At 37.0% G+C, this 25,005-nt stretch carries 21 protein-coding genes and 1 other annotated feature; of the genes, 6 read left to right on the forward strand and 15 right to left on the reverse strand.

Translation table 11 applies throughout. The features are described from left to right. Positions 1 to 262 precede the first annotated feature (262 nt). From alaS to hpaB, 3 genes are all read right to left on the reverse strand, one after another. Complete coding sequence (gene alaS / locus ACVWXS_RS12575; RefSeq protein WP_456958440.1) at positions 263 to 2,923, reverse strand: alanine--tRNA ligase; 2,661 nt, start codon at positions 2,921 to 2,923, stop codon at positions 263 to 265. A 269-nt stretch (positions 2,924 to 3,192) separates the two neighbouring features. Next, positions 3,193 to 3,407: a binding site (T-box leader), on the reverse strand. A gap of 118 nt (positions 3,408 to 3,525) precedes the next feature. Then, positions 3,526 to 3,678: a hypothetical protein gene (locus tag ACVWXS_RS12580; RefSeq protein WP_456958441.1), complete on the reverse strand. Its 153-nt coding sequence runs from the start codon at positions 3,676 to 3,678 to the stop codon at positions 3,526 to 3,528. Positions 3,679 to 4,003: 325 nt separating this feature from the next. After that, on the reverse strand, positions 4,004 to 5,440 hold the full coding sequence (hpaB, locus tag ACVWXS_RS12585) for a 4-hydroxyphenylacetate 3-monooxygenase, oxygenase component (RefSeq protein ID WP_456958442.1): 1,437 nt from the start codon (positions 5,438 to 5,440) through the stop codon (positions 4,004 to 4,006). Positions 5,441 to 5,786: 346 nt separating this feature from the next. Here hpaB and ACVWXS_RS12590 point away from each other — a divergent pair, with 346 nt between their 5' ends. Next, entirely contained in the window at positions 5,787 to 5,975 is a 189-nt protein-coding gene (locus ACVWXS_RS12590) for a hypothetical protein (RefSeq protein WP_368635844.1), read from the forward strand. Positions 5,976 to 6,034: 59 nt separating this feature from the next. On the opposite strand, the gene ACVWXS_RS12595 is transcribed toward ACVWXS_RS12590, so the two are convergent. After that, positions 6,035 to 7,732, reverse strand: a complete 1,698-nt coding sequence (locus ACVWXS_RS12595) for a polysaccharide deacetylase family protein (protein WP_456958443.1) — start codon at positions 7,730 to 7,732, stop codon at positions 6,035 to 6,037. Between the two features lie 32 nt (positions 7,733 to 7,764). Further along, complete coding sequence (gene recD2, locus ACVWXS_RS12600; protein ID WP_456958444.1) at positions 7,765 to 10,197, reverse strand: SF1B family DNA helicase RecD2; 2,433 nt, start codon at positions 10,195 to 10,197, stop codon at positions 7,765 to 7,767. Positions 10,198 to 10,626: 429 nt separating this feature from the next. On the opposite strand from recD2, the gene hisA reads away from it, so the two are divergent. The 3 genes from hisA (at position 10,627) to ACVWXS_RS12615 (ending at position 12,582) form a co-directional block, all read left to right on the forward strand. Further along, positions 10,627 to 11,394 carry a phosphoribosylformimino-5-aminoimidazole carboxamide ribotide isomerase gene (gene hisA, locus ACVWXS_RS12605; protein WP_456958445.1) on the forward strand — a complete coding sequence of 256 codons (768 nt, stop codon included), beginning with the start codon at positions 10,627 to 10,629 and terminating at the stop codon, positions 11,392 to 11,394. Further along, positions 11,391 to 11,678 (forward strand): hypothetical protein, encoded by a 288-nt coding sequence (locus tag ACVWXS_RS12610; protein WP_456958446.1) that lies wholly within the window; start codon positions 11,391 to 11,393, stop codon positions 11,676 to 11,678. Before hisA ends, ACVWXS_RS12610 begins: the two co-directional genes overlap by 4 nt. Positions 11,679 to 11,841: 163 nt before the next feature. Beyond that, positions 11,842 to 12,582 carry a GTP pyrophosphokinase family protein gene (locus tag ACVWXS_RS12615; RefSeq protein ID WP_368635839.1) on the forward strand — a complete coding sequence of 247 codons (741 nt, stop codon included), beginning with the start codon at positions 11,842 to 11,844 and terminating at the stop codon, positions 12,580 to 12,582. 55 nt (positions 12,583 to 12,637) lie between these two features. On the opposite strand, the gene ACVWXS_RS12620 is transcribed toward ACVWXS_RS12615, so the two are convergent. From ACVWXS_RS12620 to cymR, 4 genes are all read right to left on the reverse strand, one after another. Next, on the reverse strand, positions 12,638 to 13,297 hold the full coding sequence (locus tag ACVWXS_RS12620) for a tetratricopeptide repeat protein (RefSeq protein ID WP_368635838.1): 660 nt from the start codon (positions 13,295 to 13,297) through the stop codon (positions 12,638 to 12,640). Between the two features lie 84 nt (positions 13,298 to 13,381). Continuing rightward, positions 13,382 to 14,506 carry a tRNA 2-thiouridine(34) synthase MnmA gene (mnmA, locus tag ACVWXS_RS12625; protein WP_456958447.1) on the reverse strand — a complete coding sequence of 375 codons (1,125 nt, stop codon included), beginning with the start codon at positions 14,504 to 14,506 and terminating at the stop codon, positions 13,382 to 13,384. A 53-nt stretch (positions 14,507 to 14,559) separates the two neighbouring features. Next, positions 14,560 to 15,708, reverse strand: a complete 1,149-nt coding sequence (locus ACVWXS_RS12630; RefSeq protein ID WP_456958448.1) for a cysteine desulfurase family protein — start codon at positions 15,706 to 15,708, stop codon at positions 14,560 to 14,562. A 94-nt stretch (positions 15,709 to 15,802) separates the two neighbouring features. Then, a complete protein-coding gene (cymR, locus tag ACVWXS_RS12635; protein WP_053484768.1) occupies positions 15,803 to 16,222 on the reverse strand; it encodes a cysteine metabolism transcriptional regulator CymR in 420 nt (139 codons plus the stop codon). A gap of 194 nt (positions 16,223 to 16,416) precedes the next feature. Between cymR and ACVWXS_RS12640 the strand changes: the two genes are divergently transcribed. Continuing rightward, positions 16,417 to 17,706 carry a replication-associated recombination protein A gene (locus tag ACVWXS_RS12640; RefSeq protein WP_223553583.1) on the forward strand — a complete coding sequence of 430 codons (1,290 nt, stop codon included), beginning with the start codon at positions 16,417 to 16,419 and terminating at the stop codon, positions 17,704 to 17,706. Between the two features lie 272 nt (positions 17,707 to 17,978). On the opposite strand, the gene ACVWXS_RS12645 is transcribed toward ACVWXS_RS12640, so the two are convergent. The 5 genes from ACVWXS_RS12645 to ACVWXS_RS12665 form a co-directional block, all read right to left on the reverse strand. After that, entirely contained in the window at positions 17,979 to 18,704 is a 726-nt protein-coding gene (locus ACVWXS_RS12645) for a hypothetical protein (protein ID WP_456958449.1), read from the reverse strand. Positions 18,705 to 19,015: 311 nt separating this feature from the next. After that, the gene (locus ACVWXS_RS12650; RefSeq protein WP_423491156.1) at positions 19,016 to 19,576 is read right to left on the reverse strand and encodes a hypothetical protein; all 561 of its coding nucleotides are present in this window, start codon (positions 19,574 to 19,576) and stop codon (positions 19,016 to 19,018) included. A 172-nt stretch (positions 19,577 to 19,748) separates the two neighbouring features. Further along, a complete protein-coding gene (locus ACVWXS_RS12655) occupies positions 19,749 to 20,135 on the reverse strand; it encodes a hypothetical protein (RefSeq protein WP_402984749.1) in 387 nt (128 codons plus the stop codon). 342 nt (positions 20,136 to 20,477) lie between these two features. Continuing rightward, positions 20,478 to 21,239 carry a tRNA threonylcarbamoyladenosine dehydratase gene (locus tag ACVWXS_RS12660; RefSeq protein ID WP_456958450.1) on the reverse strand — a complete coding sequence of 254 codons (762 nt, stop codon included), beginning with the start codon at positions 21,237 to 21,239 and terminating at the stop codon, positions 20,478 to 20,480. Positions 21,240 to 21,533: 294 nt separating this feature from the next. Continuing rightward, positions 21,534 to 22,412, reverse strand: a complete 879-nt coding sequence (locus ACVWXS_RS12665; RefSeq protein WP_456958451.1) for a LysR family transcriptional regulator — start codon at positions 22,410 to 22,412, stop codon at positions 21,534 to 21,536. Between the two features lie 95 nt (positions 22,413 to 22,507). Between ACVWXS_RS12665 and ACVWXS_RS12670 the strand changes: the two genes are divergently transcribed. Then, positions 22,508 to 23,668, forward strand: coding sequence for an MFS transporter (locus ACVWXS_RS12670; RefSeq protein ID WP_456958452.1), 1,161 nt, complete (start codon positions 22,508 to 22,510; stop codon positions 23,666 to 23,668). Between the two features lie 81 nt (positions 23,669 to 23,749). On the opposite strand, the gene ACVWXS_RS12675 is transcribed toward ACVWXS_RS12670, so the two are convergent. Beyond that, positions 23,750 to 24,751, reverse strand: a complete 1,002-nt coding sequence (locus ACVWXS_RS12675) for an N-acetylglucosamine kinase (RefSeq protein ID WP_456958453.1) — start codon at positions 24,749 to 24,751, stop codon at positions 23,750 to 23,752. Between the last annotated feature and the right edge of the window lie 254 nt (positions 24,752 to 25,005).

Genomic DNA, 25,005 nt, shown 5'->3' on the forward strand with positions numbered 1-25,005 from the left:
CACGAGGGCCGACACGATGTCGGTCATTTCGGTAATGCCACAGGACGTGGCGTTTTTACCGATGCAGGTCAGTTAGCCGTTATCGCATGGATGCGATGATCTTAGGCTAACATCCCCTAAGAACTCCTTTTCCGATTCCGCGACATCCGCCGGAGGATTTAGGCCAGCACGATGCTGGTCACTCAGGCGTTTTCACAGGATGTGAAGTTCTTAGCCTGAGTTCCTCTATTTCAGCGGGTGTTTGGACACCCGCTGAAAGAAGTTAAATGGATTTAACATAATCATACACAGAAAGTAGTGCTTCATCAAGTTTTGATGCTTCTTTTGCACCTGCCATCGCCATATCTGGACGACCGCCACCTTTACCACCACATGCCTCTGCTACCATTTTTACGATATTTCCTGCATGGTAATTGCCACCAACTAAATCTTTCGTTACCCCAGCGCAAAGCATAACTTTGTCGCCATCGACAGCACCTAAAACAATAACGGCTTTAGGCATTTTAACCTTCAAGTCATCCATCATTTGACGCAGTTGATTATTGTCCTTCGCCTCAACTTTAGTAGAAAGAACTGTTACATCACCAAAAGTCTGAGCAGCGTCTACAATAGCACCAGCTTGAGCATTAGCGATTTTTTGTGATAACGCCTCATTTTCACGTTGTAATTCTTTGTAGTCAGCTTGTAACGCCTGTACTTTTGTCACAATATCTTTTGAATTTGCTTTTAATAAAGCTGCTGCATCGTTTAATAAAGCTTCTTCTTCTTTTACTGCTTCATATGCAACTTTACCTGTAACAGCCTCGATACGACGAGTACCTGCACCGATACCACCTTCTGAAACAATTTTGAAGAAGCCAATTTCAGAAGAACGTTTTACGTGAAGACCACCGCAAAGCTCAATAGAATAGTCACCAATTGAAACAACGCGAACGACATCGCCATATTTCTCACCGAATAATGCCATTGCCCCCATAGCTTTCGCTTCATCGATGCCTTTTTCTTCAATTAGGACCTCTATATCATCCCACACTTTTTCATTTACGATACGTTCAATTTGTTGTAATTCCTCTTTTGTCACTTGACCGAAGTGAGAGAAGTCGAAACGTAAACGATCAGGTCCTACATATGAACCTGCTTGATTTACATGGTCGCCCAGCACGTCTTTTAATGCACGCTGCATAATATGTGTAGCTGTATGGTTTTTAATAATTAAATTACGTTCATCACGGTTCACTACTGCCTTCACCGCATCTTCAACATTCATTTCGCCAGATTCTACAAGTACTGTATGAAGAGGTTGACCATTAGGTGCTTTTTGTACATCTTTTACAATAGCAGTAAAGCTATCATTTGAGATAACACCGCTATCCGCAATTTGACCACCCATTTCAGCATAGAATGGTGTTTTAGCTAAAACAACTAGTGCTTCTTGCCCTTCAGATGCTACCTTTGATACTTGACCATTGACAATGATCGCCGCAATTTCTGTGTTTGTCGTCAATGTATCATAGCCTACAAATTCACTTGCAACAGTCAGGTTGGCTAGTACTTCATTTTGTACTTGCATAGAATCTACATCTTGACGAGCTGCACGTGCGCGTTCACGTTGTTCTTCCATCGCTACCTCAAAGCCTTCATGATCTACCTTCATGCCTACTTCTTCTGCATACTCTTCTGTTAATTCAATTGGGAAACCGTAAGTATCATATAAACGGAATGCATCTGCACCTGGAATATAGTCATGTCCAGCTGCTTTTTGGGCTTCTACTACTTCGTTAAAGATTGCAAGACCTCCGTCTAATGTTTCATGGAAGCGAAGTTCTTCATTTTTAATAACACGTTGAATAAATTCACATTTTTCCGTTACCTCTGGGTAGAAATCATTCATAATTTCACCAACAGTTGGTACTAATTCAAACATAAATGGTTTTTCAATGCCAATTTGTTTTGCATAACGCACAGCACGACGTAATAAACGACGTAATACATAACCACGACCTTCATTTGAAGGAAGCGCGCCATCACCAATAGCAAACGCCACTGTACGGATATGGTCCGCGATAACTTTAAATGGTGTATTAACATCTTCTTCTGAACCAAAGATTTCACTTAACGCTACTTCACCTGGACGTTTGTACTTACGATTTGCAAACTGTTCGATTTTTTCAATAATAGGCATGAATAAATCAGTATCAAAGTTAGTTGGCACATTTTGGATAACTGATACAATACGCTCTAGACCCATACCTGTATCAATGTTTTGCTTTGGAAGTGGCGTATATGTGCCATCAGGATTATGGTTGAATTGAGAGAACACTAAGTTCCAAATTTCAAGATAGCGTTCATTTTCACCACCTGGATACATTTCTGGATCATTTTCATCTGAACCGTATTCTTCCCCACGGTCATAGAAAATTTCTGAGTTAGGACCAGATGGACCTTCACCAATATCCCAGAAGTTCCCCTCTAGTCGGATTAAACGTTCTTCAGGAATACCAATTTCGTTATGCCAAACATCATATGCTTCTTGATCTTCAGGATGGATAGTAATAGATAAAAGCTCTGGATCAAAGCCCATCCATTTTTTATCCGTTAAGAACTCCCAAGCGTAATGAATAGCTTCTTTTTTGAAGTAATCCCCAATTGAGAAGTTTCCTAACATTTCAAAGAACGTATGGTGGCGAGCTGTTTTACCTACGTTTTCAATATCATTTGTACGAATTGATTTTTGAGCATTTGTAATGCGTGGATTTTCAGGAATAATACGACCATCAAAATATGGTTTAAGTGTCGCTACACCTGAGTTGATCCAAAGTAATGATGGGTCATTAATTGGCACAAGTGGTGCTGATGGTTCATGGTGATGACCTTTTTCTTTAAAGAATTCTAAATACATGCGGCGAATTTCTACTGCTTTCATATGAAAAGTTCCTCCCTATATGTTTTGTAAAATCACGATTTGAATCCACAAATCAATTTCGCCTTGGCGTAATTGCGTCCGGATTTTGAATTGTGCACGCACAATTCATTCCTTCGAAAATCCGTGACATCCGCCGGGGGCATTATCTTCATTCAGTAGGTGTTTGGTACACCCATTGAAAAGGAACCTCAACCGCATTGAATCTCCTCTCCTTCAGAAGTGAGAGTCATTTGCTGAATGAAGATAAACAAAAAAAGCCCTCATCCCATAAAAGGGACGAGGACTTGTAATTGATCTCGCGGTACCACCCTAGTTGTAAGTAATAGTATACTTACCTCTTTAGCACTTGTAACGTCAGTGAACGGCAGTGATTAACTGCACTCTGGAGTAGCTTTCTGAATTTGCTATTGTGAGGATTTTTTCAGCCTAGAAATCCCTTTCTTTTACACGCACAAATACGTACTTGTTCCATCATCGTTTTTTACTATTTTCTAACGAGAATTATAAAAAAAATATTTTCTTCTGTCAATTGCCACTATAATTGCTAATCGTAACTAATCAACCAATTTTTGAAATAAACCCACATCCCCCAAGAAATACGACTAAAAAAATAAACTAATGGTCATTGTCACAATTAAGGAATCTTGGTATATAAATGGTACATCCATTCCGAAAAAGCTTGTAATCACTGTTAATTGCAACATAATAGATGAAATTACTGTTAATAGATTATGCCAGGTGTGTTGATTAACCATTTTTTATCCATCCTAATTCATTAGAAGGCACTGATTTCCGCTGCGGGCGGGAGTCGAGTAGCCCTACGCTACAATCAGTTGAAAATGGGAATATATTTCAAAATAGCAACAAAAAAAATCTTTTTTTCACTCAATAATAAATCTATTTTTCCTAATCAACACGACTGAGATTAAGCTTTTCTATCGATTCACCATTCATAATTGAAAAATACTGTAGTTATATGCATACAAAGCAGCCCGTGACAAATCCTCCGCATATGCAAAATAAAGAAACCGTCAAATAGAAAAAGAATACTAAAATTTTTAAACGATTTCTTTTTCAAAGCTAATTATCATTTTTTAAAAAGGTTTCCACTCTATTAACTAGTGATTCCCTATCATAAGTTTTATAAAGTACAGTTGCTACACGAACTGGGTCACCAAAGAAAAAGCGCTCATACAGTGTTTGTCTTGTACCAAAGCTACTCATCGTTAAATCCCAAGCTAAGCGGAATTTTTTGACGCGCGCCTCTCCACCCTCCTGAGAAGACTGTAAATAATGTTCAAGATCACCATCATCCGCTGCAAATGCTTTTTCACTCGGAATGGACATTAACCCACTCGCACCAAGTAACTGAATTATTTCTGTGAAGGTCGGATATACTTTAGGGAAAATCTGAATAGCTACTAGTAATGTTGGATGATCAGGTCTGATAAAGCCAAAAACATCTTTTTTTGCCTCAATCTCAGACTTTAACAGTAAAGCCTTCATCGTTTCAAGTGACACAATAATATCAACAACTTTTTGCTGCACATGTTGGTAATCGCCGATACTGATTGTATCAACAATTGACTGTACAACACCTAAGACAAATTCTGTTTTGGCAATTTGACGTGAAAGAACTTGATGTAAACCATATGTTTGAAATCCACTTACGTTCATAAAGCTATTGGCAACTTCTACATTCCCATAATAAAAAACGCGTTCCCATGGGACAACAACATTATCAAATACTACAATTGCGTCCATTTCCTCGAAACGACTACTTAATGGATGGTCAAAAACCGATTCCCCTCCAACAAATGACTGTCTACATAAAAACTTTAAACCTTTCGTATTACTTGGTATCGAGAAACCAAAGCCTTTTCCTTCATCATAGCCATTCGTTGATAAAACAAGGAGTTCATCTGTAATTCCTCCCTGCGTCGCAAGTAGTCTTGCCCCTTTAATTACTAATCCCTCATTTGTATTATCTACAATTTTAGCGGCAATTGTAACTTCTTCATCCTCAAAATAAAATCGGTTGCGATTTACTTGTGGCTCTATAAATGTATGTGTCATTGTCAAATCATTCTCACGTGCATACTCATAAAAATTCAGTAAATGGTTAGGAAAACAGTTTGGCTTATCTTTTAAAAAATCTGCTGCTGATGCTAAAGCCATTAATGTTGTATTCATGTAATCAGGACTTCTCCCCATAAAACCATGAGTGGATAATGCCCATTCCCGTGCTGCATTACGCCTTTTCACAAGATCTTCGACTGTCGCCACTTGAAGGAAAGACATACCTACACGCTTATTGCTTGCTGGCGACACATATGTCATTTTCTCAAGCAATTCCTTTTCATTTTGTAAATCAAAAAGCCTTGCTTGACTCTTCATAACTCCCTTAAATGCAGGATGCTCCGACACCTTCCCTGTGACAACTTTCCCATCAATATAAATATACGTTTGTAAAGCGTCAATACGATCAATATATTGCTGTCCTGTAATTACTGGCATGAAAGTCACCCCTAAACGTTACAAATATTTTTTACTCATTTAGTATATGAAATTGCCTAATATTAGGTTCCGCCATAGACAACTGTACTATAGCAAATCCTTAAATCAACCAAACTGTACTACTTTATAAATACAGCTAGGAACCCTCCTTCATTGCACAATTTTTCAGTTATTTTAGATAAAAACGGTTTCAATTAGCACTTTTCTCACGAGTTCGATTTTATGTCACATTCATGAAAAAGTCTTCTTCGACTAGTACAGAATTGCTAGATTTTTCATATACGTAGGTGTAAGATAGCTTCGTAACCAAAACAAGTACATCTTTTTATTAAAGGAGAACATATATATGAATCATCAAATCATCTCGTACGTAGCGAAAATGGAAGCTGCTTTAATGAATAAAATGGAAGATCATACTGAAGAAAATCTTTTATTTTCTATTGCTTCAGAAATGATTGCTAAAGAAAAGGATCAATTTAAAAATGTTTGCCAAGCATATGAAGTCGTTAAACATCACCTAGTTGGCATCCACTAATCAAAATAGGTATAATCAAGAAAAAACCCGATCAATTCAAATTGATCGGGTTTTTTCTTTTATTGCGCATATGGTAGAACCATCTTTTGGAATTGCTCAAATGTTGTTGTTTGATTACTGGACAAGCGTTTAATTTGATACACATCATCGTACGGATTGTTATAGCCAAGCGCCGTTGAAAACGCCATTGTGAATCCCGCTTCCTTTACCGCATTAGTGATGTTGGCATTATATTGCCCAAACGGATAAGCAAAAGCCTTTGCCTCAGGAATATATGTTAAACTGCGCTGTAAATCCTGAGCAACCTCATGATATGGAATCAGAAGCATTTTGCCTTTATTCCCCACTAAATCGTGTAAATTGTAAGTGTGTGATCCATACGTATAGACATCTTGCATATTTGTCATATCCTGACGTGAAAGTGACTGTAAATCATTATAATTAAATATTTGGTCATCTTTAGAATTTTCATTGCGGTACGTAATTAAAAACTGTGTAGCTTTAAAGCCATTTTCTTTGAGCACCGGATATGCATATTCACGTGTCGATAATAAACCATCATCAAAAGTCAAAACAATTGAATAAGCAGGTAATGTAATTTCATCGCGCATGAAACGTAATAATTCGTCCGCACTAACAGTTTCATAGTTCATACTTTTCAAATACTGCATTTCTTTCGTAAATTGAACATCTGTCATTGTAGTACTTACATTTTTAAAACGTCCAAGCTCATCCTCTTTTAGAAAATGATGATACATCATTACTGGGACACCGCGATCTAGCGCTACTTTAGAGCTATGGATATATCCTTCACGGCCACCAAGCACCGTTACGTACCAACTACCTTCTTTGCGCAAAATCGGATAACGGCGATTTAAATCTAGCTTGGCAAATGGCTGTAACGTTTTTGCTGTGTAGTCATAAATCTCACTGTTTGCAGAAATAGGGATAAGATACTCATTTTTCATGGCATTGTCCTTCCCCATATTTTTATAAGCAGGAGTATTTATAAATTTCACTTTTGATTTTTCTGCATAAATATATGATTTCCCCCAACGGAATTTTACATATTTTGGATCTATCGCATCTACAACCTCTAGCTGTTGCCCTTTCATCAACGTAGCAATAGCCATTGGTTTTTCACGGCGGAAATCATAAAGAGTTACGTTTTCTAAAGCCTCGATGTACCCATTTTGCTTACTAGGTGGCGGAGTTGGTTTTTCATTAGGCTTTGTTGGCTTTTCGGGCTTTGTATTGATTGGATCCTGGCTTTTTTCTTCTTTAACAAATTTACTATGTACAAATCCTAATCGTCCATTTACAGCAATACCATACCAATTCCCCATTCTACTATAAATAGGAAAACGCACCCCTTCTGCCAATGTTGCAAATTGCACTAGCTCATCACCTGTATTATCATAAATTGGTGCATCACTTGTAGCGACAATATAATCCTTTATCTTTACACTTGTTGGGACTGTATTTTTATAAGTTGTTACTGGTACAACCGTTGTGTAACGTTTATCAACATAACCGTAATAACCACCCCAACGAATTTGCCACCAATTAGCTCCGTAATCTTTTGTTACTTCAAAAGTTTGCTCTGCTGATAATGTCCCCACCGGTACTAGTGAGCCTGAACGATTATCAAAGACAGTTGCTTCCTCATTCACTTGGATGACGGTATTTTTTGCATATGCTTTTTCTGCAAAAGGTAATAGCATCATGAATAGAAGCAATAATAATATGCGTTTCACTATATTCACCTCATAAAAATTTTCATCAACATTTACTCATCTAAATAATCATACGGCGAGATACCATCCATTCCAATCAAAGGATGGATATATGGTTCCGTTTCGACCGTTAGTTTACTATCAATGGATGGTTTTTCTTTCTGTAAATCGTCTTTCAAAGGAATCGTTTCATCTTCTGCAACTTCCTCTGCTATATTCATTGGATTGAGTCTTGCACGTAAGGACGTAAAGCGCTGTAAATCATCCGTACGTTGTAAGCCATCTGCTAGCACATCTGACTCACCACATAAAATCAAGAAATTTTTCGCACGCGTAATACCTGTATATAATAAATTACGACGCAACATTTTAGAATAGCCTCGTACAACTGGCATAATAACTGTTTGAAACTCAGAGCCTTGCGATTTATGAATAGAACAACAATAAGCAAGTGTCAATTGATTGAGATCACTACGCTGATAAGTTACTTCTATACCATCGAATGACACAACAAGCAAATCTTGTTTCTCAATTGTTTCCTTAGCCTTGATAATACCGATGACTTCCCCCATATCACCATTAAAAACATTGCTTTCAGGTTGATTGACAAGCTGTAAGACTTTATCCTTTATGCGATATGTGACATCACCAAAGACAAGCTCTTTTCTAGTACCAGTATCATTTGGATTAATTAGCTCCTGAATCATTTTATTTAAATTGTCTATTCCTGCTGGACCTTTGTACATTGGTGCTAACACTTGGATATTACGAATTTCTTGACCTTTCGCAACCGCACTTTTCACAACCTGTGTAACAACGCTTGCTACTTGATCTGAGGAGGCTTTAATAAATGAACGGTCAGAGGTTTTTACAGTTAAATCATTAGTGATCTGACCACGTTTAATTTGATGAGCAAGTTCAATAATTGTTGAGCCCTCTGCTTGTCGATAAACTTCCGTTAATTCCACAGTAGGTATTTGCTTGGAAGCTAACAAATCCTTTAATACCTGCCCTGGACCTACTGGTGGGAGCTGATCCTGATCGCCAACAAATACAACTTGTACATCCTCATGTAAGGATTTTAATAATTGATGTGCAAGCCAAGTATCGACCATTGACATTTCGTCTACAATAATGAGTTTTCCTGTAACCTCACGTTCAGTTTCTTCTTCTTTTTCCTGACCGGTAAAGCCTAGCAGTCGATGAATTGTCATTGCTGGAAGTTCTGTTGATTCCGATAAACGCTTGGCAGCACGTCCTGTTGGAGCACATAAAATAATCGGAAATGGCTCTTCTTTTTGTGCGTATTCCTTCGGGTTTAATGATAGTCCGTGTAACTTTGCATACACTTCTACTACACCCCGAACAACAGTTGTTTTACCAGTACCAGGACCACCAGTTAAAATCATAACAGCTGAATTTAAAGCTTGCTCAATAGCATTCGCTTGTGTTTCAGCATATGTGACATTGAGCATCTCTTCTGTTTCACCAATCGCTTTACGTATTTCGTCTTTGCTAAAATGTTCAGCCTTATTGTTACGTTCGATTAAAGCTAATATTTTTGATGCAATTCCGACTTCTGAGAAATATAGAGATGGTAAATATAATCTCGTCTCTTCCCCACAAATTTTACTTTCCTCACGCAATTCGATGCAAGCTTTAGAAATGGTCTCAAAAGGAATTTCTTCTCGTTGGCTTTGCTCAAGAATATCTTTTACTTGCGGTAAAACATGTTCTGCATCTAAATACACATGCCCATCCGATAAAGCTGCTATATTTAGAGTATGTAAAATCGCCGCCTTAATACGGTCTGGATGATTGCCAGTAATCCCTAATTTTGCACCTAGCTCGTCGGCACGAAAGAAACCCACACCCTCTACATCCTCAATAAGGCGGTATGGATTTTCAGTTAATAATTCAACTGCCTCTGTTCGATATGTTTGGTAAATTTTCATGCCGAGCTGTGGTCCGAAACCCCATTCATTAAGTTGAATCATCACTCGTTCTAAGCCTAGATTTTGTTCAATTGTACGATGGATAACCTCTTTTTTTTCAGCAGATAATCGAGGTACAGCATCAAGCGCATTTGGATCCTCTAAAATAAGACGTAACGCATTCGCCCCTAGCTTTTCTACGATTGTTTCAGCAGTTTTTTTTCCGATCCCAACAAACAAATCACTCGATAAGTAATGAATAATCCCTTGCTCTGTTGCCGGCACTTCTTTTGTAAACGTCTCAATTTGAAATTGTACACCATATTTTGGATGTTGTTTCATTATACCTGTAAAACGATATTGTTCATCCATTTGTAACGGTGGGAAATATCCAACAACAATTATTTCCTTATCCTCATACTGTAAGTTGGTCTCTTGAATTTTCACACGAACTATCGAATACATATTTTGTGCATTATGAAAGATAGAGACGATTGGACGTCCGAGTATAAAAAATTTATTTAGTTCAAATAAATCAAGATTCTCTGCCATTTACGATTCGTCCTTTCGTGTTCATTTCAATCATTATATTTTACCACAGCATAACGAGAAAAAACGTGTAAAAAGACAATTCACTATATTTTAATCAAGTATGCCTCGGCATAATTGCGTACGGGGTCGGCCAGAGGCTTTAGGTCAACACGACGTTGGTCACTCAGGCGTTCACAGGATGTGAAGCTTTAGCCTAAGTTCCTATATTTCATCAAATGTCTTTTGTACCGAAAGCGTAGCGACAGGTACAGATGTTTGATTATCCGATTAAGGGGCGGCAGACCTCTGTTAGCTGACATTTTGCATTAGCTATCAGACTATTCGCTGAATGAAGTTGACATTATTTTGACAAATGACATTTCGCCGCTATTATCAGCCTTTCCATGCTATGATATAGATAATTTGTTGCACGGAAGGATTGTGAAGCTATTGGAATTTAGACCTTGCATCGATTTACACGATGGCAAAGTAAAACAAATTGTTGGCAGCACACTTGGTCATACGGATCAAGAAGTCATCGAAAACTTTATTTCAAATCATGACTCTAGTTATTATGCAAAAATGTTTGCCAAAGATCATTTAACAGGTGGTCACGTCATTATGCTAGGTGATGGAAACGAAGAAGCCGCATTAGCAGCACTAGCAGCATATCCTCAAGGTTTACAGGTTGGTGGCGGCATTACGACGGAAAATGCAAAAAAGTATATTGATGCGGGCGCTTCCCACGTTATTGTCACTTCATTTATATTCTATAATGGTAAGCTCCATTTAGATCGACTAAAGCAATTAGTACAGACTATCGGTAAAGAGCATCTTGTTATCGATTTAAGCTGCCGTATGCGCGATGGAAAGTGGTTTGTTGTTACTGATAAATGGACAAAGTTTAGTGATTTTGAAGTAAATGCTGAGTCTATTGCCTATATCGAAAATTTCTGTGACGAACTACTTATTCACGCTGTTGATGTAGAAGGAAAAAAAGGCGGTATGCAGGAAAGCTTAGTGCACGATCTAGCCGCTTGGACAACAATTCCAACAACATATGCTGGTGGCGTCCGTTCTTTAGACGACTTAAAGAAATTTAAAAAAATCGCAAATGGTAAGCTTCATGTTACAATTGGTAGCGCTCTTTCAATTTTCGGTGGAGACTTGCCGTATTCAGATGTAGTAAACTATTGCAAAAAAGGCGGGGTATTGTGAAATTAATATATAAAGATTTTGTATTTCCTTTTCAAGAAACAAATTTAGAGCGTATTTTATATGGTAAATATTTCAAGGTGAATACAAAGGATGATTCACTATCGTTGCATATACAGCTAGATAATGAACAAATGCTGCTTGAGTTTTCAAAATCTTTAAAGGCAACATGCGGCTTCCTACGAGATCAAGAAACAGAAGCGTATATTGGTACTTATATCGATTTACAAATATTTGTGGATGAATTTAATAAACGATACAACTTAAATGCTGAAATTATCGTTTAATACCTAAGGGGACTAAAAATCCCCTTTTTTAGTTGAAACAAGAATACTACACATAGTTTAGAGCACATATTTCTATTTAGTAGCTATTTTTGCTATTATTAATGACATCACAACAAGAGAATTTCATTAATGTTACTTGGTAAAAGAAAGGATTTAATGAAGTATGAAAAATGAACTCGAAGCAACCACTTTAAAAAACCTACAAGCAGAATTAAAACGTTTCTTTTTATCCTATAGATTTGCCTTACAAGAAATTGAAACGAAAATAAATATTTTACAAGAAGAGTTTAAGTTAATTCATGAATATAACCCAATAGAACATATATCAACTCGAGTAAAATCACCAAAAAGTATATTGTTGAAGATCAAGAAAAAGAACCTTGAGCCTTCTGTCGAAGCGATTCGTGAAAACATTCGTGATATTGCAGGTGTGCGAATCACATGCTCCTTTGTAGAGGATATTTATAAAGTGAGTGAGATGCTACAGGCACAAAATGATATTGAAGTTGTGGATGTAAAGGATTATATTAAATTCCCAAAGGAAAACGGCTATCAAAGCTTGCATCTTATAATAAAAATCCCAATTTTCATGTCCGACCGTGTAGAGAATGTGTACACCGAAATTCAAATCCGTACAATCGCAATGGACTTCTGGGCTAGTCTTGAACATAAAATCTATTACAAATACAACAAGGAAGTACCTGAACATATCCGTTTGGAATTGAAAGAAGCTGCTCTTCAAGCAGCAGAACTGGATCGAAAAATGGAACGACTTAATGAAGAAATAAATATTTTAAAAGCGAACGAAGCAGAGTCGTCATTAGATGCAATGCCTATTGTACAATTAGCACAATATTTATCTCAACTACCACTTGATTATTCTTCTAAGGATGATCAAGACTAAACTAACGAAATAAAAGGATGCCGAAGTTTTCGGCATCCTTTTTTTATGATTTATTTTAGTTAAATCTCTGTGCAATCATATCATAAATATAACGCGCTTGGTCGTATTCTGGCTGTAATGTAAAGGCTTGTTTCAAGTGGTACATGGCATCTTTTGATTGTTCAGTGGACACCGCATAAAGTACACCTAAATTATAATGTGCATCTGCGTTATTCCAATCCTGCTCGATTAAATAGTCTAATTCTTTCTTACCCTCTTCAAACATTTCTAACGCACATAGCACAATTGCATATGCTAAACGAATTTGTGTGTCTTCTGGGGCAAGCTCTGAAGCTCGTTGTAAATATGGCAGTGCAAGCTTCGGATTTTCCATTCGCTCAAAGCATTTGCCCATCATATAATAGACATCTGCGCCTTCAATGTTATGCTTTAACGCTTGCTCATAAAGCTTTACTGCCTCCGCATATCGTTCCGCATTATAATATAAATTTGCTAAGCCATAATAAGCTGTTGCTGCTGTTTCATCAACAGTGATTGCTTTTTGAAAGAAACGCTCTGCACGTTCAGTATCCTCCAACACCGCTAAGAGATTTCCAAAATTCACATAACCAATTGCGTTTTCAGGCTCTGCTTCAATTGCTTGTGTAAAAAGTTGTGCAGCATCCTCATAACGCTTTTCTTGAAATGCTTGTATGCCCTGCTCGTTAAAATTCATTGTTTTTGTTCACCTCTATGTAGCGAAAGACTGCCTAAATTCTATACACCTTAGGAAAGGCTGTATAAGCAGTCTTTTCGCGAATTATCCTACATATGTTAGTTTTTCATTGTTTTTAAAGACTTCGTCGATTGTACCGCCACCTAAACATTCTTCACCATCATATAATACAACAGCTTGTCCAGGTGTGATTGCACGTACTGGTTCAGCAAACGTAATATGTGTACGTCCATCTTCTAAAATTTCTACTTCCACTGGTGTATCTGTTTGACGATAACGGAATTTTGCTGTGCATGAAAATTTCCCGGGCAATTTTTTTGTCGAAGTATAGTTCATTTTCACAGCAGTTAATGAAGTAGAATATAATGACTCATGATGGAAACCTTGTCCAACAAGTAACACATTGCGTTCCAAATCTTTCCCTAGCACGAACCAAGGCTCACCATCTCCACCAATTCCAAGACCGTGACGTTGACCAAGTGTATAGTACATTAATCCGTCATGCTGGCCCATTACAACGCCATCCATCGTCTCCATCTTACCAGGTTGCGCAGGTAAATATTGACCTAGGAATTCTTTGAAATTACGCTCTCCAATAAAGCAAATTCCTGTTGAATCCTTTTTCTTAGCTGTAGCTAATCCAGCTTCCTCCGCAATTTTACGGACTTCCTTTTTCTCAATATGTCCAATTGGGAACATTACATGCGACAATTGTTCCTGTGATAATTGGTTTAAGAAATACGTTTGATCTTTATTATTGTCAATGCCTCGAAGCATTTTAACTTCGCCATCTCCACTACGATCAACTCGAGCATAGTGACCAGTCGCTAAATAATCAGCTCCAAGATTCATCGCATGCTCTAAAAATGCTTTAAACTTAATTTCCTTATTACACATAACATCAGGATTTGGCGTACGTCCTGCTTTATATTCTTCTAAAAAGTATGTGAAAACCTTATCCCAATATTGCTTTTCAAAATTTACCGCATAGTATGGAATCCCGATTTGATTACATACTTTAATAACATCATCATAGTCTTCTGTAGCTGTACAAACGCCATTTTCGTCTGTATCATCCCAGTTCTTCATAAAGATCCCGATTACTTCATATCCTTGTTGTTTTAGCAAATATGCAGCAACCGAAGAATCTACCCCACCCGACATGCCGACAACAACACGAATTTGAGAGGGGTCACGTGTTTCTTTCATTATGGTCACCTTTTCTTTATTTAAATTCCATTAAATATACAATTTTTAGCAAATCATTTTTTCGCTAGTCTTTTCACGATTGCTGCTGTTTTTTCAGCCGCATGTTGTACATCAGTTTCCGTTAAATCTTGACCGAAGCTAAAGCGGATAGAGTTACGTAATTCCTCTGTCCCTTGTCCAAACATCGCAACTAAAACGTGTGATGGATCAATGGAGCCAGCAGTGCACGCTGAACCACTTGAAACGCAAATACCTGCCATATCAAGATTCACTAGAAATGACTCTACTTCCATACCAGAAAAACTTATATTTAAAACGTGTGGAAGTGTATTTTCTAAATCTCCATTTACATGAAATGCTAGCTTTTCCTGCATGAACACATCAAGCATAATTTGCTTAAAGCGATTGTATAGCGCACGCTTCTCTTCGCGCAACTCGTTTGCAATTCGCACCGCAGTCGCAAAGCCAATCACTGCAGGTACATTTTCAGTACCAGCACGGCGCTTTTTCTCATGCGCTCCACCTAATGCATAACTAGTGAATGGTGTTCCTGCCTTTTGGTAAAGGAAGCCAATTCCCTTAGGACCATTAATTTTATGTGCGGAAACACTTAGTAAATCAACATGTAAATCAGTAACATTAATTGACTCTAAGCCATATGCCTGAACTGCATCCGTATGGAAAGTAGCCGTATGTTCACGTAATAAGTCACCAATTTCAGCAATCGGTTGAATCGTACCAACTTCATTATTACCATACATAATCGTTACTAAAATCGTATCCTTACGTAATGCATTGCGCACATCTTCTACAGATACACGTCCCTTTTCATCAACTGGCAAATATGTCACATCAAAGCCATCCCGTTCAAGCTTCTCACACGTATGTAACACTGCGTGATGTTCAATTTGTGTGGTAATTATGTGCTTTCCTTCAGCAGCACGTGCATATACAGTGCCAAAAATAGCCGTATTATCCGCCTCGGTTCCGCCACTTGTTATAATAATTTCCCCAGGTTGAGCACCAATTGATTTGGCTAATTCTTCACGAGCATCATCTAAATATTTGCGCGCCTCTCGACCTGCCCCATGAATACTTGAAGCATTTCCATAAACCTTTTGCATTGCGGTAGTCATAGCTTCTATTACTTGGTCATTCATTGGTGAAGACGCTGCATGATCGAGATAAATATATGAATTCATGTTGAAAACTCCTTTGTACGAAAAGCGCTAAAGATCCGTTTCCCTGCCACACGACATTGCGTTGACTTAGGAAGCGGTGCTTTAGCCTAAACTTTTAAATGTAGAACATATAGCCTTCCGCTACATTTTCCTCAGTATATTGTGCTAAATCCTCGATTGTCGTTGTATCCAATACATTTTTCACAGCATCGCGAATGCGGAGCCACAACTCTCGCTGAGGTGCTTCTTCATTTTCAATTCCTTCTACTGGTTGAATTGGACCCTCTAACACACTAATAACATTAGCCGCTGAAATTTCACTTGGTGGATTCGCTAACATATATCCACCATATGCACCGCGTACACTTTTCACTAAGCCTGAATTACGTAATGGTGATACTAATTGCTCTAAGTATGCTTCAGAAAGCTCCTTTTCAGCAGCAATTTTGCGTAATGGAATAGGTCCTTCTCCATAATGCTTTGCTAGTTCAATCATAATCGTTAGCCCATAACGGCCCTTTGTAGAAATTTTCATTTTATCACCCTCAAATAGTCTAGTCAAAAATACTACAAACAGTATATCATAATCTCCTCTTGAAGAACTCGGAAATACTCTTGGGAGGTTATGATATACTATTAATTGCGCTTTGGTATAGTTAGGCAAAATACTATTATCGCTTCATTTTAGCGCAAAAAATCATTGAAAACTGTTGAAAGGGGAAATTATTCATGCAAAATGAACCACTCGCTTATCGCATGCGTCCTTTAACCCTTGATGAAGTTGTTGGACACCAAGATTTTATCGGTCCTACTACTGCTCTTTATAAAATGATTCAAAATGAACATATTCCATCTATGCTACTATACGGTGAGCCAGGTATTGGTAAAACGTCAATAGCGAATGCCATAGCAGGAAGCTCGAAGCTCCCCTTTTTCGCACTTAATGCTACTCGTGCTGGTAAAAAGGACGTTGAGGATATTGTTCAGGAAGCACGAATCTCAGGGAAAGTCCTACTTTTTTTGGATGAAATTCATCGTTTTAATAAATTACAGCAGGATACTTTGTTGCCACATGTTGAAAATGGCTCAATCGTATTAATTGGGGCAACAACAGAAAATCCGTACCATGATGTAAATCCCGCTATCCGCTCGCGTTGCGGAGAAATATATCAACTAAAACGTTTAACGAAAGAAAATTTAATCGAGCTTATTAGAAAAGCACTTTCTGATGAAAAACGTGGGCTGGGTAAACATCATTTTGTATTAACAGATGATCAAATTGATCAAATTGCTGGAGCCGCTAATGGTGATGCACGGAAAGCATTGACTTTGCTTGAATCGATTTATTATGCAAGTGATGAAGTTGACGGTCAAACAATTGCAGCTGATCATATCATTAAGCATCTTATCGGTAGAATTGGTGTTTACGGTGATAAAAAAGGGTCTCATTTTTATAATTTACTGTCTGCATTGCAAAAATCTGTTCGTGGAAGTGATACGAATGCAGCATTGTATTACTTAGCACATTTATTGGAAACAGGTGATCTAGTAGCTGTCAGCAGACGCTTACTTGTTATGGCTTATGAGGATATAGGCCTTGCCAATCCTGATGTAGGTCCGCATATGCTTGCAGCCGTACAAGCTGCAGAGCGTTTAGGGTTACCCGAGGCACGAATTCCGCTTGCAGGTGCTGTTATTGAAATGTGTCTTGCATCTAAATCCAATTCTGCAATAGCAGCTATTGATGCCGCAATTGCCAGCATTCATGATGGTAAAACAGGCGATATTCCACATCATTTACGCGATGCTCATTATGAAGGGGCAAAAGATTTAGGTCATACAGGCTATCAATATCCCCACAACAGCCCGATTGGAACATTCGGAGGCTGGGTTGACCAGCAATATTTGCCCAATGAGCTTGTCGGTACAGAATTTTACAAGCCTGTCATTGCAGGTGAAGAAAAACGAATGGCCGGAATCTACGAAAAGCTAAAATCTTTTCATAAAGATAAAAAATAATATCGCTACAAGTTTAGAATACTGGAAAACATACGATTTTGATTTTCATGAAAATAAGGCACTTCAAATTTTAAACAAGAAGCGCCTTATTTTTAATTAATTACTATATCTCTTACTGTTTAACGCATATCTCATCGATTTAATTAATTCCCCATAAAGTGAAACGTTAACCCGTGGGGGTTTCTCCATCTACCATTGATTATAGTCTTCACCAATCGGGCTTTTATGGGCAGTTAATATGGGATAAAAAAACAGGATAGACTGCTAGGCAATCATCCTGTAAAGGTTGCTTTATTCGTTGTATACCGCTTACTGTAAAAGAGGTTCAATGCCTCTTCCACATTTCTCATCGATGGTAACTTAGTCGTTTCTCTCTCATCTGTTTCATTTTCTTTATCATATAAATAATTAACAAAATTGTAGGTTTGATTGAGTAGACTAGCAAATTCCTCGGGATTCTCCCGTACTTCAAAGCGAATTGTTTTAACAGCTATTGCTTGGCCAATCGATTGCTCCCTCGATGGCGAGGTTTGATCATCATCATCATCTACTTTATCATCTGTTGCTCTGTATAATACTTTTAATGCCTCATAAACTTCCTTGTTATCACTAAATCGTTCCTTTATCCACTGCAAGATAAATTGTAATAGGACAACGGCATAAATAAGTGACAGCCATTCATCTTCAAAAGCTTTTTTCGACAAATGTTTAAAGTTTTCCGCTTGTGTCACGTGCTCGAATATGATTAAACGAATTGGATATAGGAGCGCATGTCCACTGTTGATATATAATTTTTCTTGATCTTTATACATTGCCAACCAAAAATCCCTTACGATCGAGATAGATTTTCTTGTCGAGAAAGCTAATGGACATTGGATAAGCCCCTGTTCAAGTGTTGGTTGTATAAGCCGAAGAAATAAAAGTTCTTCATCCTCACTTACTAATAAAAGTGGTTTTTCTAAGTTCGACAAATCAATATCGTTACCGTTTATTAACACTGCACAGCCTCCTTCCTACAAACCTTACACATAGTTTTCAATTTTTAACTATATTTCGACAAAAAATTATAAATCCCTTTTAAGAAAAAAGTCCTTTTTTCATTTCCTTACAACAAAATTTTGACACTACCTCGACTCTCATTCATGATATTCTAATAAAATCCAAAAAAAAAATCTGCAAAACTTTAAGAAATGGAAACCCAACCACCCCCTCATCAAGCCCGAGCGCTGTAAGGAATGGAGGATAAACCGCAAAAAGTAAGCAGATTCTAGACTGTTATTCTATTTTCAAGAAAATGATGATTAATCAATTATCCCGTAATTTCATTATCAACAAATAATTTAAATTGTTGCAAACATTGTTTGACCGCACCTTTTTGTTCAAGTACTGCATGTCGTAATGATGTTATTTTCTCTTCATCCTCTACGACTTCACTATAAAGCGAAAAAATTTCCAATAACAATTGTTCATTCTCTTCCTGTTCAATGCTAGGTAAAGAAAGGGCAGCAACCGTTAATAATTGTTCAACTTTCTCAGGTGTTTTTTGTAGCTCATTGGATGAATAATAAGTTGATGACGCTAAAAAATAGCAGAGCTTTGCACAACAATCTATAAACAAATGCCAATAAGTATTACTACTCGGTATTTCACCCGCTCTTTCAGTAATATACGCTTTATAAAATGTTGTAACTTGCGTATATAACGGATCTAGTTCCCTCATAGCCTTCTGATAATTATTAGATGTATCCAAATAGTCAAATACAATATCACTCATTTTCTCTTGAAGCTTTACAATATCTAAATGATCACGAATTACTTGAATTTTCATTTTACCACTCTCCGATGTTGTCATTTGTTTTCTAAACGTCATTCCTACTCCCCTAAGTAGTCCTGTACATTCCAAACAAACCAATCTAGTATCTATTAGAATTATTAAAATTATAGCAATAAACTAAATAAAGAAGTGGTCACTTGAACAAAATAAGGCAATTTCGTGAATTAATAGCATTTTGAGCACCGCAAGGCGAACAATTTTGGTAGAATTACGTCCTTTGTACATAATCGTCAAATAAAGATTGCTCTTTCGTTCGATCAACAATTTCTACAATACTTCCTTGCGAATATTTTTTTATTCTTTTTTGTGGTATATAAAAATAAGCATTGTTTGTAATTAACCAGTCACTAAGCGTTAGTTCACTGCCTGGCAGTTGATTTGTCAATATACGTTTATGACGAAGTATATCCGCCATTTTGTAAAAACCATCTGACAGTTCATAAGCAGAAACATCAAAATTAAAAATAGGGCTAACAACCTGTCCAACATCAAAAATGTGTATCGTATGTCCTTCCTCATCAATAGCTAATTCCACTGTGCCAATTTCATCGAATAGGTTTAAACCCCTATATTCCATTTGATAGATTTGCTCCATTATTAAATGTCTCCTTTTATAGGTTCTACATTAAATGTTAGAGGGGGGCACAAAAGTTGTAGACCCCTTCTTCACGACGTTCCTATTGTAACATAGAAAAAGCAGCTGTCTCCAAAGCCACTTGAGACAGCTACTACTATAAAATGGCACATCACCATAACGTGGGCTGGAGGGCAGCAACACGTGTTTTTGTGCGAAAGCGAAGCGGCAGCAATCGAATTTTCTAGGATTTCTTCGCTTTTTAATTGTTATCGAGGAATTATTTAAGTTTATCGATAACAATTTTGAATTTATCGCCTAACTTTTTATATTTATCGACATAACAGATTTTTCAAAGTTGTATTAACCTTGTACACGTGTAATTTTTACATCTTTTAAGATTGTGTTCACTACCCAGCTTGCAGCAATTAAGCCTGCCACTGATGGAACAAAAGCGTTGGAAGATGGCGGCATTTTTGCTTTACGGATGGCTGCATCTGGTTTTCCGACATGCTCAACGACATCTGGACGAACTACGATAGGGCTCTCATCTGAGAATACAACCGTTACACCTTTATGAATACCATCTTTACGTAGTTTCGTACGAATTACTTTTGCTAATGGATCTGTATGTGTTTTAGAAATATCCGCAATTTTAAAACGAGTAGGATCCATTTTATTGGCTGCACCCATACTAGATATGATTGGAATATTACGCTTTAGACATTCCTTCATCAAATGAATTTTATACATCACTGTATCACTCGCATCAATGACATAATCTATGCCTTGTGCGAAAAATCCCTCATATGTTTCCTCTGTGTAAAACATATGCATATCGATCACTTCACATTCAGGGTTAATGTCAGCAATACGCTCCTTCATAACACCTGACTTTGATTTACCGACCGTTGAAAGATAAGCCACTAATTGGCGATTTACATTGGTAATATCTACATTATCTTTATCAACCAAAATAATGCGGCCAATACCACTTCGAGCACATGCCTCAGCAGCAAATGAGCCTACACCGCCTACACCAAGAATGGCTACCGTTGTATTTTTTAATTTTTCGAGTCCCTCTGTTCCTATCGCGAGCTCGTTACGAGAAAATTGATGTAACATTCTTACACTCTCCGTCTATTGAATTTTTTATCCCGCTTTAACGGGCAGTAAAAGCCCTATTGGTGAAGACTAATAATCAGCAGTGGATGAAGACTCCCTCTGATTAAAATTTCACTTTATTAGTAAACCAAGTTATATACTAAGATAAAATCAAACCTATCTTACATTTTATCATGATATTCATCAAGTAAAAATTATAACATGTAATCTTAATAAAACACTTTAGTCTCTAAAAGCCGATTTCTTACTAATAGGAGATCTGACTTTGTTTATTATTGACGATAAGGAATACTATCATTTTTTACTATTAAAAATCCTCTTCGCAATTGTAATAAATTCTTTAACTGCTGGAGGTGCATCATCTACAGCGGGACAAGCTAATGATACATTACGCCAATTCGTTATACTCAAGCTTCTAATTTGTAAATGTTGCTGTGTTTTTAAAAACAATTCAGGACCAATAGTAACGCCGAGCCCTTCCTGCACCATGTTGGCTATTGTATTACAATCATGTACTTCAAAACGAATAGGAGGTTTTATATTTCCTAATTCAAATAACTCTTTAATATGCCATTGATACATACCCGTTGGCATAATAAAAGGTTCATTTTGTAACTCCCGAATATTTACAATTTCATGTTGACTAAATCTATGACTAAAAGGAAATGCCACAACCATTTTATCCTTGATAAGAGGAATTATTTCAAATGTTGTAGTTGAGTCTATTTCAACCACAAAGCCTATATCTACAATTCCGGTATGTAACCATTCGGTAATTTCTTCATAAGACCCTTCATAAAATTTGAATTCTATCTTTGAATATTTTTTCTGAAATTCAGCAAGTATTCTGGGTAATAGACATGAAGAAGCACTTGCAAAAGTACCTAATCGAATTGTTCCTATTTCTAAATCTCTTGTTAAGGCAATTTCCTGATTGATATTTTCCAAACGTTTTAATATTTCTCTAGTATGAACGAGTGTTTTTTGACCTATTTCAGTAAGTGTAATCCCCTTTTTTCGATCACGATTAATTAAAATAACTCCCCATTCCGATTCTAGACTAGCCATGGCATGACTTACCGCGGATTGTGTCATATTTAATTGTTCAGAAGCTTTCGTAAAGCTTCCAAACTCAGCAATTTTACTAAATATTTCAAAACGAGTCATTGTCATGAGTGTTTACTCATCTCCTTAATTAAAAATATCAATTTTACTCATAATAGCATGTTAGATAAAATGATAACAACTTTTAAAAAGGAGTGAAAATATTGAAACATTATGTCATATATTTATTAGCATTAGGTGCCTTTTTAACAGGTACAGCTGAATTTGTCGTATCAGGAATATTAGAAATAATTTCCTCAGATTTAGATGTATCTATTTCAGTTGCTGGTCAACTAATAACCATTTATTCCTTATCCTATGCTATTGGAGCACTTATTCTAGTAATAATCACATCAAATTTTGCTAGAAAAAAAGTACTGATTTCTTCCTTGATTATTTTTTTAATTGGAAATATTATTGCTTTTTTCAGCTTTAATTACGTTATATTGATGCTGTCTCGGGTGATGATGGCAATAAGTGGAGGTTTATTTATTGTTGTGGCTACAAACTACGCTTCCAACCTCGCTAAGCCTGGAAAGCGAGGGAGTGCTATGGCAATGGTAATTACAGGGTTCACAATTTCGTTAGCACTTGGAGTACCAATTGGAACATTTATTGCAGCACATATAGATTGGCATAACATTTTCCTTATTTTAGGGGTTATCACATTATTTAATATCATTTTACTTACTAAATATCTACCTAAATTAGATGGGGAAACGCCAATGCCCATTAAGGAACAATTACTACTTTTAAAAGATAAAAGATTACTTAGTGGGCTATTTATAACCGTATTTTGGATTCTCGGCTATACATTTGTTTTTGCTTATATTTCTCCTATTTTGAGTTCGTATGCAGATTTTTCCATAGAAATGATAAGTATATCTCTTTTGATTCTAGGTGTTTCTGCGTTTATTGGCTCTCGTTTTGGTGGCTATGCTGTTGATAGGTGGGGATTTTCTCGTACGATATATTTAAGTCTTGTCATACATTCTACAGCTTTATTTGTTTTAACATTTACTATTTTCTCAACCATAGGAACATTCATAACAATTATAATTTGGGCAACGGCAGCATGGACAACTACCCCAGCTAAACAATATTATCTGACTTCTTTAAAACCACAATCCTCAGAAATTATTATAAGTTTCGATACAACCATTATGAACATTGGTATGACTTTAGGAGCTGGATTAGGTGGATTAGTAATAGAATATTCAAGTGTTTTCAATTTAATATGGCTTGGGGGCTTAATGGTATTAGCAGCATTAATAATGTCAGTTTATTCATTTAAATTCAATAAAGACAAACAAAGTTCATATTAATTTTAAAACCAACAAGAATCCATTTTGTCATTTTTCAAAATAGATTCTTGTTCTAGGTTCCTATATTTCAAGTAGCATTCGTTATTTCCACCGTTCATAATTTCTCTTAAAATCCTCTACAAACTCTGAAGCAAGTTGAACATCTACTTGCTTCAAAGCAGCAATTACTGCCCCACCGATTGGTTGTAAAACCGGTGTCATAAATTTCATTGGCAGCCCATCAGCTTTTGCGAGTTGCTGTAACTGAGGTATTATGAAAGCTTCATTATTAAAAACGCCACCTCCTAATACAACAGGTACATCCCCTTGCTCCCAAGCCATACAAGAGTAACATGCTTTAATTGCCACATAATATTTCTTATAAGCATCTTCAATAATGCTAATAGCAACCTTATCTCCCTTTTCAGCCACATCAAACACATATTTACTTAATGGCGCAATTACTGTCCGAGGATGCTCCTCTCCATAAATACACTCTATTAATTGCGGTACATTTTCCACAGAAAAATACCTCAATACAACATCTGTCAATGCTGTCGAGTCTCCTCTTCCATCATAGCTTTGAAAAATAGCTTTCAGTACCTGAACCCCTAGATCATAGCCACTGCCCTCATCATCAAAAAGATAACCCCAGCCCCCTACTCGATGAAAATGTTGCTCACTATCATACCCCATTGTAATGGCACCCGTCCCTGCAATTTGCACAATGCCTTCCTTCCCTAGTGTGCCTGCGTAAAGTGCTATTAAGGCATCATTATCAACAACAATAGCTGCTGTTTTATCGACATACTGACGTACTATCGATTCTACAACTTCTTCTGCCTGTAGCTCCTTTACCCCAGCCATACCAGCAAAACAACTATCTATTGCTGCAAATACTTGTGGATGTTGTTGTTGTAAATTCTGTAGTATATCGTGAATCGTTGACTTAAAATAATGAACATCCATTGCTGTTGGGTTACTCCGAGTCGTTTCTACTTTGGCATAAATATTGCCAAGCTCATCACAAATCACTGCAGACGTTTTCGTTCCACCACCGTCAATCGCTAATACATACATATCTCTTTGCTCCTTTCTTTTCAATCCATTTCACCCTGTCTTATTTGTAGTTGTTGCTACAGAAAATATTGGTAAATCAAGATTAAAAAGGTTCATCATCAAAAGTTGTGGATGACTTTTGTTAAAACGTCTACTATGCAAATAAGTTGATTGGAGTGGAGGCTGGGCGACTCCTTGGGGATCAGCGAATAGAGGAACGAAGGCTAAAATCATCACGTCCTGTGATAACGCCTTCGTGACCAACATCGTGTTGCCCCGAGACCCTGCAGCGAAGCGAA

The sequence above is a fragment of the Lysinibacillus sp. TE18511 genome, from assembly GCF_054062295.1.